The 15,692-nt window shown below is 60.4% G+C and carries 16 protein-coding genes; 7 read left to right on the forward strand and 9 right to left on the reverse strand.

Annotation, left to right across the window (positions count from 1 at the left end):
• Positions 1-4 precede the first annotated feature (4 nt).
• Entirely contained in the window at positions 5-493 is a 489-nt protein-coding gene (locus AB4N80_RS27600; protein ID WP_122566819.1) for a GyrI-like domain-containing protein, read from the reverse strand.
• 79 nt (positions 494-572) lie between these two features.
• Positions 573-1,235 carry a LysE family translocator gene (locus AB4N80_RS27605; RefSeq protein ID WP_122566820.1) on the reverse strand — a complete coding sequence of 221 codons (663 nt, stop codon included), beginning with the start codon at positions 1,233-1,235 and terminating at the stop codon, positions 573-575.
• A 208-nt stretch (positions 1,236-1,443) separates the two neighbouring features.
• On the opposite strand from AB4N80_RS27605, the gene alaC reads away from it, so the two are divergent.
• Positions 1,444-2,661 carry an alanine transaminase gene (alaC, locus tag AB4N80_RS27610; protein WP_060738844.1) on the forward strand — a complete coding sequence of 406 codons (1,218 nt, stop codon included), beginning with the start codon at positions 1,444-1,446 and terminating at the stop codon, positions 2,659-2,661.
• A 106-nt stretch (positions 2,662-2,767) separates the two neighbouring features.
• On the opposite strand, the gene AB4N80_RS27615 is transcribed toward alaC, so the two are convergent.
• Both AB4N80_RS27615 and AB4N80_RS27620 read right to left on the reverse strand, forming a co-directional pair.
• Entirely contained in the window at positions 2,768-4,120 is a 1,353-nt protein-coding gene (locus AB4N80_RS27615) for a GntP family permease (RefSeq protein ID WP_122566821.1), read from the reverse strand.
• Between the two features lie 91 nt (positions 4,121-4,211).
• Positions 4,212-4,745 carry a gluconokinase gene (locus tag AB4N80_RS27620; protein WP_122566822.1) on the reverse strand — a complete coding sequence of 178 codons (534 nt, stop codon included), beginning with the start codon at positions 4,743-4,745 and terminating at the stop codon, positions 4,212-4,214.
• 216 nt (positions 4,746-4,961) lie between these two features.
• On the opposite strand from AB4N80_RS27620, the gene gntR reads away from it, so the two are divergent.
• The 3 genes from gntR to AB4N80_RS27635 all read left to right on the forward strand — a co-directional run bounded on the left by gntR (position 4,962) and on the right by AB4N80_RS27635 (position 7,416).
• Complete coding sequence (gene gntR, locus AB4N80_RS27625; protein ID WP_122566823.1) at positions 4,962-5,993, forward strand: HTH-type transcriptional regulator GntR; 1,032 nt, start codon at positions 4,962-4,964, stop codon at positions 5,991-5,993.
• A 157-nt stretch (positions 5,994-6,150) separates the two neighbouring features.
• The gene (locus AB4N80_RS27630) at positions 6,151-6,705 is read left to right on the forward strand and encodes a hypothetical protein (protein WP_354336269.1); all 555 of its coding nucleotides are present in this window, start codon (positions 6,151-6,153) and stop codon (positions 6,703-6,705) included.
• Positions 6,706-6,996: 291 nt separating this feature from the next.
• Complete coding sequence (locus tag AB4N80_RS27635) at positions 6,997-7,416, forward strand: GNAT family N-acetyltransferase (RefSeq protein ID WP_305470044.1); 420 nt, start codon at positions 6,997-6,999, stop codon at positions 7,414-7,416.
• A gap of 122 nt (positions 7,417-7,538) precedes the next feature.
• On the opposite strand, the gene def is transcribed toward AB4N80_RS27635, so the two are convergent.
• From def to AB4N80_RS27650, 3 genes are all read right to left on the reverse strand, one after another.
• Positions 7,539-8,078: a peptide deformylase gene (gene def / locus AB4N80_RS27640; protein ID WP_122566826.1), complete on the reverse strand. Its 540-nt coding sequence runs from the start codon at positions 8,076-8,078 to the stop codon at positions 7,539-7,541.
• Entirely contained in the window at positions 8,075-9,025 is a 951-nt protein-coding gene (locus tag AB4N80_RS27645) for a YihY/virulence factor BrkB family protein (RefSeq protein ID WP_122566827.1), read from the reverse strand. Before AB4N80_RS27645 ends, def begins: the two co-directional genes overlap by 4 nt.
• A 175-nt stretch (positions 9,026-9,200) precedes the next feature.
• Complete coding sequence (locus AB4N80_RS27650; RefSeq protein ID WP_058545733.1) at positions 9,201-9,392, reverse strand: CsbD family protein; 192 nt, start codon at positions 9,390-9,392, stop codon at positions 9,201-9,203.
• Positions 9,393-9,586: 194 nt separating this feature from the next.
• On the opposite strand from AB4N80_RS27650, the gene AB4N80_RS27655 reads away from it, so the two are divergent.
• Entirely contained in the window at positions 9,587-9,964 is a 378-nt protein-coding gene (locus AB4N80_RS27655; RefSeq protein WP_122566828.1) for a hypothetical protein, read from the forward strand.
• Positions 9,965-10,174: 210 nt separating this feature from the next.
• Here the strand turns inward: AB4N80_RS27655 and fadD1 are convergent, their stop codons facing one another.
• Both fadD1 and fadD2 read right to left on the reverse strand, forming a co-directional pair.
• Complete coding sequence (gene fadD1 / locus AB4N80_RS27660; protein ID WP_122566829.1) at positions 10,175-11,866, reverse strand: long-chain-fatty-acid--CoA ligase FadD1; 1,692 nt, start codon at positions 11,864-11,866, stop codon at positions 10,175-10,177.
• A gap of 367 nt (positions 11,867-12,233) precedes the next feature.
• The gene (fadD2, locus tag AB4N80_RS27665) at positions 12,234-13,922 is read right to left on the reverse strand and encodes a long-chain-fatty-acid--CoA ligase FadD2 (RefSeq protein WP_122566830.1); all 1,689 of its coding nucleotides are present in this window, start codon (positions 13,920-13,922) and stop codon (positions 12,234-12,236) included.
• Positions 13,923-14,137: 215 nt separating this feature from the next.
• Here fadD2 and AB4N80_RS27670 point away from each other — a divergent pair, with 215 nt between their 5' ends.
• Both AB4N80_RS27670 and AB4N80_RS27675 read left to right on the forward strand, forming a co-directional pair.
• Positions 14,138-15,082 carry an alpha/beta hydrolase gene (locus AB4N80_RS27670; protein ID WP_460079891.1) on the forward strand — a complete coding sequence of 315 codons (945 nt, stop codon included), beginning with the start codon at positions 14,138-14,140 and terminating at the stop codon, positions 15,080-15,082.
• Between the two features lie 40 nt (positions 15,083-15,122).
• Positions 15,123-15,593 (forward strand): MaoC family dehydratase, encoded by a 471-nt coding sequence (locus AB4N80_RS27675; protein ID WP_014336929.1) that lies wholly within the window; start codon positions 15,123-15,125, stop codon positions 15,591-15,593.
• Positions 15,594-15,692: the final 99 nt, after the last annotated feature.

Genomic DNA, 15,692 nt, shown 5'->3' on the forward strand with positions numbered 1-15,692 from the left:
ACGGTCAACTCGGTTTGAGCGGGATCCAGATCTCCAGGGTGCCTTGGCCGGTCCTGGGGTTGAAGTCTTCGCTGTAACGTTCAAATTCCGGTGTGCAGGCCCCTTTGTGGCCGGACTGCGGTAGCCACTCGTTCCAGATGTATTGGAAGGTTTGCGGCAGTGTCTTCAGCGGGCCCCTATGTTCGAACACGGCGTAGTGCCCGGACGGGATTTCGATCCAGCGGTATTGGTCCGGCAAATCGTCGAGCCGGCTGATTTCCACGCCAGCGATGTATTCGAACCCACCCTCCTCGTCCGGGTTGCAACACACGCCGTAGGTCACTTCATCTTTTTGCCCTGGCACCTTGCCGAGCCAGGGCAGGAACTTTTCCCAGAGCAAAGGGATGTCTTGGGCGGTGTCCTGGGTAAACCGAGCACCAAAGCCGGCGATGAGCTGAAAACGTCCCTGTTCAAAGCGTGGTACGGTTGTGTAATCGCGTTTGGGCTTTTCCATGCGGCAACACTCCAGCAAAACGTGAAGTCGGGCTTGGCAGTATAGAAGCCAAACCGTGATTGCCAGGCCGTTTCGCTTGTCAGATGCCCGGCAGGGCGCCGGTGACGGCTTTCCCTACAAACTCGTTGTAACCAGAAACAATCACGTACACCGCGAAATAGCAGAAGATCGCGGCGGATGCCCAATAGGAATACCGCAACAGTTTATCCCCCAACAGTTTGCCGCCCTGGGTCGCCGCCAGGCATAGGGCCGCGCACCACAGCAGCCCGGCGCAGAGAAACCCACTGAGAAACAGCGCCGAACTGAGCAAGGTTCCGCCGCCCGAACGGGCGATCAGCGTGCCGCCCACCGCCGCGAACCAGAGGATGGCGCTGGGCGATGACATGGCCAGGAAAATCCCGCGAAAGAACTCCTGGCGCGATGAGTTGCCCTGCACCTCGCCGGCCTCGGCCAGTACCGCGCTGTGATAGATCGCCGAGTGGATCATTTTCGCCGCGAAGTACAGCAACAACACCGAGCCGCCGACCCACAGCACCCAGCGCACCGCTTCGTATTGCAGCAGTACGGTCATGCCGGCCAGGGCCAGGACCGCGTAGACCAGGTCGCCCACGCAGGTGCCCAGGCCCAGGGCGAAACCCTGGAAATAGCCGCGTTGCATCGCCAGGGTGATCATCGCGATATTGGCCACGCCAATGTCCAGGCACAGGGAGAGACTCAGCAGGAAACCGCTGGAAAATTCCATCATTCATTCCGTTCGATTGGGGTGCGGCGAATTCAACTGCCCGCAGCCGTCGTTGATGGCTGCGCGGCGAGGTCGACAGTGTCGTCGAAAATAGTTGCGCGCCGCTACTGGACAATCCGACATGCGCCCGATTATCTTGCGCCGCAGGCCACCGCAGTGGCCAACGTCGCTCGGACGGTTCCGGGCGCTCACGTATCTCGAGGCAACAATGGCCGAACAAGGTTCGCCGCGCCGCTTTGCGCGCATCGATCGACTCCCCCCGTATGTATTCAATATCACTGCCGAGCTGAAGATGGCTGCGCGTCGGCGCGGCGAAGACATCATCGACTTGAGCATGGGTAACCCCGACGGCGCCACGCCCCCGCACATCGTGGAAAAACTGGTCACCGTCGCCCAGCGTGAAGACACCCACGGCTATTCCACCTCCAAAGGCATCCCGCGCCTGCGCCGCGCTATTTCGCGCTGGTACAAGGACCGCTATGAGGTGGACATCGACCCGGAAACCGAAGCCATTGTCACCATTGGCTCCAAGGAAGGCCTGGCCCACCTGATGCTCGCGACCCTGGACCAAGGCGACACGGTGCTGGTGCCCAACCCCAGCTATCCGATCCACATCTACGGCGCGGTGATCGCCGGCGCCCAGGTGCGTTCGGTGCCGCTGGTGCCAGGGGTGGATTTCTTCGACGAACTGGAGCGGGCCATCCGCGGCTCGATTCCCAAGCCGAAGATGATGATCCTCGGCTTCCCCTCCAACCCCACTGCCCAGTGCGTGGAGCTGGACTTCTTCGAGCGGGTCATCGCCCTGGCCAAGCAGTACGACGTGCTGGTGATCCACGACCTGGCCTACGCCGACATCGTCTATGACGGCTGGAAAGCCCCGTCGATCATGCAAGTACCCGGCGCGAAAGACATCGCGGTGGAGTTCTTCACCCTGTCCAAGAGCTACAACATGGCCGGCTGGCGCATCGGTTTCATGGTGGGCAACCCGGAACTGGTCAACGCCCTGGCGCGGATCAAGAGCTACCACGACTACGGCACCTTCACCCCGCTGCAAGTGGCCGCCATCGCCGCCCTCGAAGGCGACCAGCAATGCGTGCGCGACATCGCCGAGCAGTATCGCCAGCGCCGCAATGTGCTGGTCAAGGGCCTGCATGAACTGGGCTGGATGGTAGAAAATCCCAAGGCCTCGATGTACGTCTGGGCGAAGATTCCCGAGGCCTACGCGCACCTGGGTTCGTTGGAATTCGCCAAGAAGCTGCTGGCCGAAGCCAAAGTCTGCGTCTCGCCAGGGGTGGGGTTCGGGGAATATGGGGACGATCACGTGCGCTTTGCGCTGATCGAGAACCAGGACCGGATTCGCCAGGCGGTGCGTGGGATCCGCGGGATGTTTCGGGCGGATGGGCTGGTAAGCAAACCTAACGCCTGAGACAAAACCATCGGTGGGAGTTGGATCCCACCTTGGATCTACTGATCACCAGAAACCAATGTGGGAGCGAGCTTGCTCGCTCCCAAAGTGGGTTATGCGTTGTTGCTTAGACCACCAGCGACAGCAGCAGGATAAAGATCAACCCCACCACCGACAGGATGGTTTCCATTGCGGTCCAGGTCTTGAAGGTCTCGGCCACGGTCATGTTGAAGTACTGCTTGACCAGCCAGAAGCCCGCATCGTTGACGTGGGACAGGATCAACGAACCGGCACCGGTCGCCAGCACCAGCAGCTCACGGTTCACACCCGGCATCATCCCCACCACCGGCACCACGATCCCGGCACCGGTAATGGTCGCCACCGTCGCCGAACCCGTCGCAATCCGAATCACTGCCGCCACCAGCCAGGCCAGCAGAATCGGCGAGATCTGCGCACTCACCGCCATGTGACCGATCACATCACCCACGCCGCTGGTGACCAGCATCTGCTTGAAGCCACCACCGGCACCGATGATCAGGATGATCGCGGCGGTCGGCGCGAGGCTGGCGTCCAGCCATTTGAGCATCTGGCTGGAACCGATGCCCTGTTTGTAGCCGAAGGTGTACAGCGACAGCAGCAACGCCAGGAGCAAGGCCGAGATCGGGTGGCCGATCATGTCCATCCAGACACGGAAGAGATTGCCGTCCGGCAGCGCTACGTCAGCAAAGGTCTTGAGCAGCATCAGGAACACCGGCGACAGCACGGTGATCAGGGTGATGCTGAAACTTGGCAGCTCGGCAGAGTTCGTCTCGCGGGCCAGTTGGTCCACCAGCTCCTGATTAGGATGGCCGGGGATGTGCTTGGCAATGAACGTACCGAAAATCGGCCCGGCAATGATGGCGGTCGGCAGCGCGACGATCAGGCCGTAAAGAATGGTCTTGCCAATATCAGCGCCAAATATGCCGATCGCCAACAGCGGCCCCGGGTGCGGCGGCACCAGGCCGTGGACCGCGGAAAGGCCGGCCAGCAACGGGATACCGATCTTGATGATCGACACGCCGGTGCGACGCGCAACGATGAACACCAGCGGGATCAGCAGTACGAAGCCGATTTCGAAGAACAGCGGGATGCCCACCAGGAACGCGGCGAACATCATGGCCCACTGCACCTTGTCCTTGCCGAAAGCGCGGATCAGGGTCTGGGCGATCTGATCGGCCCCGCCCGACTCGGCCATCATCTTGCCGAGCATCGTGCCCAGCGCCAGGATGATGCCGACAAAGCCCAGCACGCCACCGAAGCCGTCCTGGAACGCCTTGATGATGGTGCCGGTCGGCATGCCCGACGTCAGGCCGAGGAACGCGGCGGCGATGGTCAGTGCAATGAACGGGTGGAATTTGAACTTGGTGATGAGGACGATGAGTCCGATCACCGTGACCACTGCATCAAGCAGTAGGAACGTCTCGTGGGACATGCCGAACATGGGAGGTGTCTCCTGATTTGTTGTTGTTATTGAAGCAGTTATTGATGAGCCGTCGGGACAGCGCTATCTTTCTGACGCAAATTTTTGAAACTCAGCTGGCAAGCTTCAAACCGTGGGCCAACCACCAGACGTAAGCCTTCTGTGCCAGTTCGTCAACGCTGTGGCTGGACGCGTCCAGAGCCAGGGTCAGGGGCTCGCCGACAGGGGATTCAAGGGTGGCGAACTGGCTGTCGATCAGGGTCGACGGCATGAAATGGCCGGGACGGTGGGAAACCCGGTCGGCAGCCACTTCGGGGGTCAATTCAAGGAATACGAAGCCCAGGCCCGGCAAGGCGCTGCGCAGACGCTCGCGATAACTGTGCTTGAGGGCCGAGCAGGTCAGCACCGGGCGCTCGCCCGTGGCGTCGACACGGCGCAACTCGTCGCACAGGCTGTCGAGCCAGCCGGCACGGTCGTCGTCGTTCAAGGGGATACCGGCGCTCATCTTCTGGATGTTGGCCGCGGGGTGGAACGTGTCGCCTTCGATGGCGGTGGCGCCGCTCAATTGGCACAGGGCCTGGCTGACGCAAGTTTTGCCGCAACCGGCAACGCCCATGATGACCAGGGCGGTGATGGGATTGTTCATGTAACACCTCAGCGCGCAGACAGCGCTACCTTTGCCAGTTATGACACCGCAGCAAAAGCAGAAGTTGCCGACGCCTTCTTGTCATTTTTGTGGTTGCAGCATGTTCGTTCACGACACCAACGGACGGGGGATCAGGCAACCCTCGCTCACGCATTTGCAGCGGCGTCGAGACAGCGCTACCTTAGTACCTTGATTTTTGTTTGGCAAGCCGCCCTGATGACCGCCCCTAAAAACGATAAGAATACTCGCACCACCGGTCGCCCTACGCTCAATGAAGTCGCACGCCTGGCCGGTGTCAGCCCCATCACCGCCTCCCGTGCCCTGCGTGGCGTCAGCACCGTCGCCGCGGAGCTGGTGGAAAAAGTCCGCCAGGCCGCCATGGAACTCAACTACGTCGTCAATCCCGCCGCCCGCGCCCTGGCTTCGGCCCAGAGCCATTCGGTGGTGGTGCTGGTGCCGTCGCTGTCCAACCTGTTGTTCATCGACACCCTGGAAGCCATTCATCGGGTGCTGCGGCCCAAGGGCTTCGAAGTAGTGATCGGCAACTACCACTACTCCCGGGACGAGGAAGAAGACCTGTTGCGCAACTACATGGCCTATCAGCCACGGGGCTTGCTGCTGACCGGTTTCGACCGCACCGAAAGCGCCCGACGCATGATCGAGGCCAGCAACATTCCGTGTGTGTACATGATGGAACTGGACCCCGGTGCCGGGCTCAACTGCGTCGGTTTCTCCCAGCTCAAGGCCGGCGAAACGGCGGCCGAGCACTTGATTTCCAAGGGCCGCAAGCGCCTGGCCTACATCGGCGCGCAACTGGATCAGCGCACCCTGCTGCGCGGCGAAGGCTTTCGTCGCGCCCTGCAAAACGCCGGGTTGTACGATCCAGACCTGGAAGTGCTGACACCGCGTCCATCATCGGTGGGCCTGGGTGGCGAATTGTTCCTGCAATTGCTCGACAGCCACCCGGACGTCGATGCGATCTTCTTCGGCAACGACGACCTGGCCCACGGCGCCTTGTTCGAGGCATTGCGCTGCGGCATCAAGATCCCCGAGCAGGTCTCGGTCCTGGGCTTCAACGACCTGCCCGCCTCGGCCCACATGGTGCCGCGCCTGAGCAGCATCAGCACCCCAAGGGAAGCCATCGGCCGCCGCGCCGCCGAACAGATGCTGACGCTGATGGCCGGCAACCGCATCGCCCAACCGGTGGTGGACCTGGGCTTTGAACTCAAGGTTCGCGAAAGCACCTGAGCACACGCTCAAGCGGTCGATCCATGCCGTCCGACGGCAAGGGTTGGCCGCCCCACTCGCCACGCACTTGTCCACAGCCCTTGGAATATGGCCCTCGCAGCGACGGCATGGGAATTGCTCCTGCCCATCCCTCAGCCATTACCTACAGGTGTTCATCATGTTGGTCAGTGCCAAACAGCAAGCGATGGTCTTGCCACTCAAACGCCCGGGCGAGGATCCCACCGCCGAAGCCGCCAGCGGCCTGCAAAGCGCCGCGTTGCAGGCGTTGCGCGATAACGTCCAGGCCCAGGCCAGCCAAGGCAGTGCCCAAGTCCAGGATTCCTTCACCCGACAAGCCACGCAGCAGGTCAACGCTGCCACCGCCATCAGCGACAAGGTGGATGAGGCGTTCGCCAAGACGCGCGTGCACTTGCAGACGGTCGCCTCGACAGCGTCCGAAGAGGCCAAGAACATTGGCAGTTCCGCATTGGCGCAATTCAAGGACTACATGAGCAAGACGCCTGAAGAGCGCCTGCGCGACAGCATTCTCGAAGAGATGGGCATTACGGAGGAGGAGTTCGAGGCAATGCCACCCGAGAAGCAGATGGCGGTCAGCCAAGAGATCGCCCAACGCATGCAGGACAAGTCAGCGATGGCACAAGTGGAAAAGGCCCAGGAGAGTCGCACGGACGACAACGCCTCGGCCACGGACATGTTTCTCGCCTCGGTTTGAGCCTCGGCACATCACGAAGCGTTTGAGCTGGGGTGACCACCCCAGCTCAAACCGGAGGCCCGCCGAGGCGCTACCGGCTCAATGACCGAACAGGTTCACCTTCTTGGTTTTTTTGTCGGCGCGCTTTTCATCGGCAGTCTTCGCCGGTTTTTTCTTTGCCGCTTTTTTTGAATCCATGCCTTTGGCCATGATACGTACTCCAGTCATACGGGATGTGAAGTCAGGTATACACCTATCGCCGCACTCGCGTTCTTTTATAATCGCCCTCCTCTTATCGCCCACGATCCTGCCATGCCTGAAATCCATTACGCCGCGCTCGAAGCATCGCTTTGGCCGCTGATGAACAAGTTCTATCGCGCCCATCAATCCTCGATGAAAGCCGTGCGTGACGCGCAGCTTTGGGTGGCGCGGCGCGATGAGATCGTCGCCGCCCTGTGCCTGCGGCCGGTGTCGGGCGGGCATTGGTTGACCGGGTTGTTCGTCGACCCGGCGTACCGCGTACAGGGCGTTGCAGCGCGGTTGATCGCCGAGGCGGTGAAAGACGTGGACGAGCCTGTGTGGCTGTTCTGCCACCCGGACTTGCGTGGTTTTTATGAGCGGCGCGGTTTCAGCTTCAATCCTGAACTGCCCTATGCGATGGCTGAGCGTCTGAGCCGGTATGCGCGTAGCAAGCCGATGATTGCGATGGGGTTGGTGCCCACAAAACCCTGAGATCAACGCAGCCCACTGTGGGAGCGAGCTTGCTCGCGATTGCGGTGTGTCAGCCACATGGATGCAATTGACCTGACGCCATCGCGAGCAAGCTCGCTCCCACAGGGTTTGGTGGTGGGGTGTCAATCGTCTGCAGTCGGATCTAGATCGGGAAACATCACCTCGGTAAACCCGAACTTACTGAAATCCGTGATGCGCGACGGGTACAAGCGCCCGATCAGGTGATCGCATTCATGCTGCACCACCCGCGCATGAAAGCCCGACGCATAACGCACGATCGGCTCGCCCTTGGGATCGAAGCCTTCGTAGCGGATGTGCTGGTAGCGCTCGACCGCACCGCGCAGGCCCGGCACCGACAGGCAACCTTCGAAGCCCTCTTCCATCTGCGGGCCCAGGGGGGTGATCAGCGGGTTGATCAGGATGGTCTGGGGCACAGCCTCGGCGTCGGGGTAACGCTCGCTGTGCTCGAAGCCGAAGATCACCAGTTGCAGGTCGACACCGATCTGCGGCGCCGCCAGACCGACACCGCCAACGCTTTCCATGGTCTGGAACATGTCGTCGATCAATTGCCACAACTCTGGGCTGTCGAACATTTCGACGGGCACCGGCGGGGCGATGCGCAGCAGGCGTTCATCGCCCATTTTCAGGATGTCACGGATCATGGTCGGGCTTCGTCAGGGTGGGTGAGAGGAATGGAATGGTCGCGGCCCAGGCCCGACACGTGCTGTTTTTCGTGCTCGCCCGGGCTCTTTTCGCCGGGGTCCTTGCCCTCGGTGGACATGTGCTCGATCACCGCATTCATCTCCGCGCCGAGCAACAACACTGCCGCAGAAATATAGAAATACAGCAACAACACGATGATCGCGCCGATGCTGCCATACATGGCGTTGTAGTTGGCAAAGGTCTTGACGTAAAACGCGAAGCCCAGGGAGGCGATGATCCAGACCACCACCGCCAGCACCGACCCCGGCGTGATGAAGCGAAACTCCTGCTTGACGTCGGGCATCACGTAATAGATCAGCGCCACGGCGACCATCAGCAAGATCACGATCACCGGCCAGCGCACGATCGTCCAGAGCGTGACGATGAACTCTTCCAAGCCGACCTGGGCCGCAATCCAGCCCATCACCTGCGGCCCGAGCACCATCAGCGCCGCGGCGGCCAGCAGCATGCCGGCGATGCCGACGGTGTAGAAGATCGACAGCGGAAAGCGCTTCCAGGCCGGACGACCTTCCACGACGTCGTAGGCGGCGTTCATCGCGCTCATCATCAGCCGCACGCCCGCCGAAGCGGTCCACAAGGCAATGACGATACCTACCGACAACAAGCCGCCCTTGGATTGCTGGAGTTGGTCGATCACCGGGTTGACCTGCTCCAGGGCCTGGGGCGGCAGCACCAGTTCCGATTGCAGGCGCAGCCACGAGAAGAAGTCCGGCAGGTGCAGGAAGCCGATCAACGCGATCAGAAAGAGAATGAACGGAAACAGCGAAAACAGCATCTGGTAGGCCAATGCCGAGGCGTAGGTCGACATCTCGTCGTCGAGAAACTCGGTCACGGTGCGCATCATCACACGATGCAAGGGCAAGCCTTTCAAGGCCGGGAACATCATGTGCGTCTCCTTTCGCCGCAAAAAAGGAAGGTCGCCTGGCGACTCACGGGGTTGCTATCCAAGACAAAAGTAACCTGTTTGGCGACTTTGGAACAATTTCCCCCGTGCAAGTTCGAGCCGACATGAAAACGGCCACCCACGGATGGCCGTTCCAATCGCTTTTTCAACAGGCCGGTTATGCCTCGTCAACGCCTTTCTTGACTGCATCCTTGGCCTTGCCCACGGTTTGCTGGGCCTCACCTTTTTTCTCCTGTACCACGCCCTCGGCGCGCATGCGGTCATTGTCGGTGGCCTTGCCAACGCCTTGCTTGATGTTGCCGACGGCTTCGTTGGCAACGCCCTTCACTTTATCGCTCGTGCTACCCATGACGTCTCTCCTGTGAACAACTGTACGAAAAGTCATTACATAAGGGTTGACCGAGGCTATTTGCGGGGAGTTTCATTTTTCAGCAGCGCATTTCATCGTCAGATGCAGGTTGCGCTTTATGTTTGCCGATCCACCCCCGAGAATGCCCCACGTATTCAGGCTGCGGCCTGAAGCTCCAATCTCGTAGGAACGTTATGAAACTCGATAAAAAGCAGGCCATCGCCCGCAGAAACCAGGAACTGGGCGGCGCCGTACTGGGCGTCAACAACTGCCACTTCAGCGAATTGAACCGCAACCGCAATATCTTCTGGTTCGATATTCCGGTGGCGCGCCTGGCCATCGGTCAGTACGAATGGATCCACCTGCTGCTGCACACGCCGACCACCGATGAGCTGCTGCACCTGAAGGTGCCGACCGTGTTCCTGCGGGAAAAAATGGAAGGCCTGGAAGTGCGCAACCAGGGCAAACGCAAGGCAGCCCTGAGCCTGGAATTGAGCGCTGACAAGGACTCCTATCTTCAGGACATGCGCCCGGGTGGCACCAATCTGGATTTTGCGCAGTTCAGGTTGTAGGCCTGACCTGTTAGCAGAGGAGCCTTTGTGGCGAGGGAGCTTGCTCCCGCTGGACGCGCAGCGACCCCTTGCGGTGTGTCAGCTTGATAGGAGGGGGCTGCTGCGCAGCCCAGCGGGAGCAAGCTCCCTCGCCACAAAAGCTTCCACGCCCCAGTTATTGCCGCGCAATGAAAAGCCCCGCATCCGCGGGGCTTTTCATTGGCAATGGTCTTACTTCTTCACACCCAGCTTCCTGAGTTCTTCATCCCGCAATTCGCGCCGCAAAATCTTGCCCACGTTGGTGGTCGGCAAGGCATCGCGGAATTCCACGGCCTTCGGCACCTTGTAGCCGGTGACGTTGGCACGCATGTGTTCCATCACCTGTTCCTTGGTCAAGGTGACACCCGGCCGCGCGACGATGAAGATCTTGATCGCCTCGCCAGACTTCTCGTCCGGTATGCCGATGGCCGCGCATTGCAGCACGCCCGGCAGGGTGGCCAGCACATCTTCCAGCTCGTTGGGGTACACGTTGAAACCGGAGATCAGGATCATGTCCTTCTTGCGATCGACGATGCGCATGTAACCGTCCGGCTGGATCAGCGCGATGTCACCGGTCTTGAGCCAACCTTCGCTGTCGAGGATCTCGTCGGTGGCTTCCTGGCGCTGCCAGTAGCCCTTCATCACCTGCGGACCTTTCACGCACAACTCGCCGATTTCGCCCAAGGGCTGTTCGACGCCCGCATCATTGATCACCTTGCACAGCGTCGACGGCACTGGAATGCCGATGGTACCGACCTGGATTTTCTGGATCGGGTTGACGGTGGCCACCGGACTGGTTTCGGTCATGCCATAACCTTCGCAGATCGGGCAGCCGGTCACCGCTTTCCAACGCTCGGCCGCGGCCAGTTGCAGGGCCATGCCGCCAGACAGGGTGACTTTCAGCGCCGAGAAGTCCAGCTTGCGGAAGGCTTCGTTGTTGCACAGGGCCACGAACAGCGTATTGAGGCCGACGAAACCGCTGAACTTCCACTTCGACAGTTCCTTGACCATCGCCGAAAGATCGCGCGGGTTGCTGATCAGGATGTTGTGGTTGCCGATCAGCATCATCGCCATGCAATGAAAGGTGAAGGCATAGATGTGGTACAGCGGCAGCGGCGTGATCAGCACCTCACAACCCTCATTGAGGTTGGAGCCCATCAGCGCCTTGCACTGCAGCATGTTCGCCACCAGGTTGCGGTGGCTGAGCATCGCGCCCTTGGCCACGCCGGTGGTGCCGCCGGTGTATTGCAGCACGGCCACATCGTCGCTGGTGGGGTTGGCTTCGTTCACTGGCTGGCCGTGGCCTTTGCTCAGCACGTCGTTGAACTTGACGGCCTTGGGCAAGTGATAGGCCGGCACCATCTTCTTGACGTACTTGATCACGCTGTTGATCAACAGGCGCTTGAGCGGTGGCAGCAGGTCGGCGACTTCGGTGACGATGACATGCTTGACGCCCGTCTTCGGCACCACGGTTTCGGCCAGATGCGCCATGTTCGCCAGGCACACCAGCGCCTTGGCACCGGAGTCGTTGAACTGGTGCTCCATTTCCCGCGCGGTGTACAACGGGTTGGTGTTGACCACGATCAGCCCGGCACGGATCGCACCGAACACGGCCACCGGGTACTGGAGAACGTTGGGCAACTGCACGGCGATTCGATCGCCCGGCTGCAAATCGGTATGCTGTTGCAGGTACGCGGCAAACGCTCCGGACAACTCGTAGAGCTCACCGTAGGTGATCGTCTTGCCGAGGTTGCTGAACGCCGGCTTGTTGGCAAAGCGTTGGCAGGACTGCTTCAACACCGCCTGAATATTCGGATACTCGTCTGGATTGATGTCGGCAGCAATCCCAGCTGGGTACTTATCCTTCCAAAAGTCTTCGATCATGGAAGCCCACTCCTCAGCAACGCGAATTCTCACCGCATTTGATGCGATTATTATTGGTGTGTGTTTATTGGTGAATCTGGCTTGAATCAAGGCCGAGAAGTCACAAAAGCGCGCCGAGAGTAGCAGCTTTGCCGAGGGTCGCCTAGAGCCAAAAACAACCCCCACAGTCATAAACATGACTCATGAATATTCAATGGTCATTTTTAGAGTAAAAATTCAAAATCCCACTGAAACGCTCTGAATACACAAGAAACTGTGGGAGCGAGCTTGCTCGCGATGGCGGTGTATCGGCCAACATCTCTGTGACTGACCTACCGCTATCGCGAGCAAGCTCGCTCCCACAGGGTTTCTAGGGTCTTCTCTAACCTCAGGCGATCTCCCGCAGCTCCCGCCGCAGGATCTTGCCCACCGGTGTCATCGGCAACGAGTCCCGCAGCACGATGTGCTTGGGAATCTTGTAGCCGGTGAAGTTCTCCTTGCAGTAGGCCTTGAGTTCTTCAAGGCTGACCCCGCTTTCCCGGGCCACCACGAACAACTTCACCGCCTCTCCTGAACGCTCGTCCGGCACGCCGATCACCGCGCAGTTGGCCACCTTGGGATGGGCCATCACCACGTCTTCGATCTCGTTGGGGTACACATTGAAACCCGAGACGATGATCATGTCCTTCTTGCGGTCGACGATGCGCACGAACCCATCCGGGTCGATCACCGCAATATCACCGGACTTGAACCAGCCCTCGCTGTCCAGCACTTCAGCCGTGGCCTCAGGCTTGTTCCAGTAGCCTTTCATGATCTGCGGGCCCTTGATGCACAGCTCGCCGCGCTCGCCCAAGGGCTGCTCGACGCCCTCGTCGTCGATCACTTTCATCAGCGTGCCCGGCACCGGCATCCCCACCGTGCCCAGCCGGGATTTGCCGCCATAAGGATTGGCGCTCGCCACCGGCGAGGTTTCGGTCAGGCCATACCCCTCGGTAATGCCGCAACCGGTGATCTGCTCCCAGCGTTCAGCCGTGGCCTTGATCAACGCGGTGCCGCCGGAATTGGTGACCTTGAGGTGGGAAAAATCCAGGGTCTTGAAATCCGGGTGGTCCATCAACGCCACGAACAGCGTGTTGAGCCCCAGCAGCAACGAGAAACGCCAGTTCTTCAGTTCCTTGATGAAGCCGCCGATGTCCCGCGGATTGGTGATCAGCACGTTGTGGTTGCCGGTCACCATCATGCACATGCAGTTCGCCGTGAATGCATAGATATGGTACAGCGGCAGTGGCGCGATCATGACCTCCTGGCCTTCGCGCAGCAATGGATGGCCGTCATCGCCGAGCTGCCCCAGGCAGGCTCGGGCCTGTTGCATGTTGGCCACCAGGTTGCCGTGGGTCAGCATCGCGCCCTTCGCCAGCCCGGTGGTGCCGCCGGTGTATTGCAACACGGCAATGTCGTCAAGGCTGACTTTCAGTGGCTTGATGCCCTGGCCACGTCCCAGGCGCAAGGCGCTTTTGAAGGAAATGGCCTGGGGCAGCGAATAGGCCGGGACCATTTTCTTGACCTTGCTCACCATCGTGTTGACCAGCCAACCCTTGGCGGTGGGCATCAGGTCGCCCATCTTCGCTTCGATCAAATACTGCAGGTCCGTATCGGGCAACACCTCCTGGACTTTCTGCCCGAACATGTTCAGGTACACCAGCGCCCGGGCACCGGAGTCCTTGAACTGATGGCGCATTTCCCGCGCGGTGTACAACGGGTTGGTGTTGACCACGACCAGCCCGGCGCGCAAGGCACCGAACACGGCGATCGGGTACTGCAGGACGTTGGGCATCTGCACCGCGATACGATCACCCGGCGCCAAGTCGGTATGGGTTTGCAGGTAACCGGCGAAGGCTGCGCTGTAGCGCTCGAGTTCGGCATAGGTGAGGGTCACTCCCATGTTGCTGAACGCCGGGCGGTCGGCGAATTTCTTGCAGGAACGCTCGAACACCTCGATCACCGACTTGTAGGCCCCGAGGTCGACATCCAGGGGCACGCCGGCCGGGCGTTTGTCATTCCAGAAATCAGGCTGCATTGTTTTTGTCCTCTTTACCTGAGCATATCCGGGCCGCGTCTGTATCGCTTGCAGAGGCGGAGCTCCTGGGACACTAGCAGCTATGGCCAATCAGGCAAATATGGCAACCTGCGTCATAGATTGTGTGAATCTTCCTGCCTTGGCTCAGGCGAGACGCAACGGATGCGCTATACAATGCAGCGACGCTGCACATGCCCCTGTGTAAAGGAATCGCCATGATCCACCAAACATTCTGGCTGACCGCGACCGACCACAGCCGCCTGTTCGTCAACCAATGGCTGCCCGACACCGCCCCGTTGGCGGTGGTCATGCTGGCCCACGGCATGGCCGAACACAGCGGCCGCTACGCGCGCCTGGCCCAGGCGCTGTGCGACGAAGGCTACGGTGTCTACGCGCTGGACCTGCGCGGCCATGGCAAGACCGGCGAGGAGGCGATTCTCGGCCACTTCGCCGACGAGGATGGCTGGGCCAAGGTCGTGGGCGACCTGGCCAGCCTCAATCACCACATCGTCCAGCAACATCCTGATACACCCATTCTGCTGCTGGGCCACAGCATGGGCAGCTACATCGCCCAAGGTTACCTGCTGCATCACAGCGCCAGCCTGCACGGGGCGATACTCAGCGGTTCGAACTTTCAGCCGCTGACGCTCTACCGCAGCGCTCGCCTGATCGCCCGCTTCGAACGTCGGCGCCAGGGTGCGAAGGGGCGCAGTGCCTTGATCGAGTGGCTGTCGTTCGGCAGTTTCAACAAGAAATTCAAACCCACGCGTACCCCTTTCGACTGGCTCAGTCGCGATCCGGCCGAAGTCGACAAATATGTCCACGACCCGCTGTGCGGCTTTCGCTGCACCAATCAACTGTGGGTCGACCTGCTCGGCGGCTTGCAGCAAATCAGCAAAGCGTCCAATCTCGCCCAGATCGATCCGGGCCTGCCCTTGCTGGTCATCGGCGGCGAATGTGATCCGGTGAGCGAAGGCAAGCGTCTGAAGGATCTGGCCGACGCCCTGCGCGACGCCGGCAGCCAACACCTGCAATTGACGATCTACCCGCAGGCCCGGCACGAATTGTTCAATGAAACCAACCGCGATGAAGTGACCGCCGACATGTTGGCCTGGATTGCCCAGGCCTTGAACCACAAGCGGCCGCCACGCAGCGAGTAGGCTTGCAGCGTTTTCCTTTACTCCACAGGATCTGAAACAGATGACCCAGGTTACCAACACCCCTTACGAAGCCCTCGAAATCGGCCAGACCGCCAGCTACAGCAAGACCGTCGAGGAACGCGACATCCAGCTGTTCGCGGCAATGTCGGGCGATCACAACCCGGTGCACCTGGACGCCGAATTCGCCGCGGCGAGCATGTTCAAGGAGCGCATCGCCCACGGCATGTTCAGCGGGGCGCTGATCAGCGCGGCGGTGGCGTGCGAGTTGCCTGGGCCGGGCACCATCTATATCGGCCAGCAGATGAGCTTCCAGAAGCCGGTGAAAATCGGCGACACCTTGACCGTACGCCTGGAAATCCTGGAAAAACTGCCGAAGTTTCGCGTGCGTATTGCTACGCGGGTGTTCAACCAACGCGACGAACTGGTGGTGGACGGCGAAGCCGAGATCCTCGCCCCGCGCAAGCAGCAGACCGTGACGTTGCCGACGCTGCCGGCGATCACTGTCGGTTGATTACCACCCTCTAAAGCGAATGACCTGTGGCGAGCCACTGTGTGGGAGCAAAGCTTGCTCGCGATGCAGGCGCCTCGGTTCCCTGAGAGACCGAGTCAT

The sequence above is a fragment of the Pseudomonas sp. H3_A02 genome (assembly GCF_054671965.1).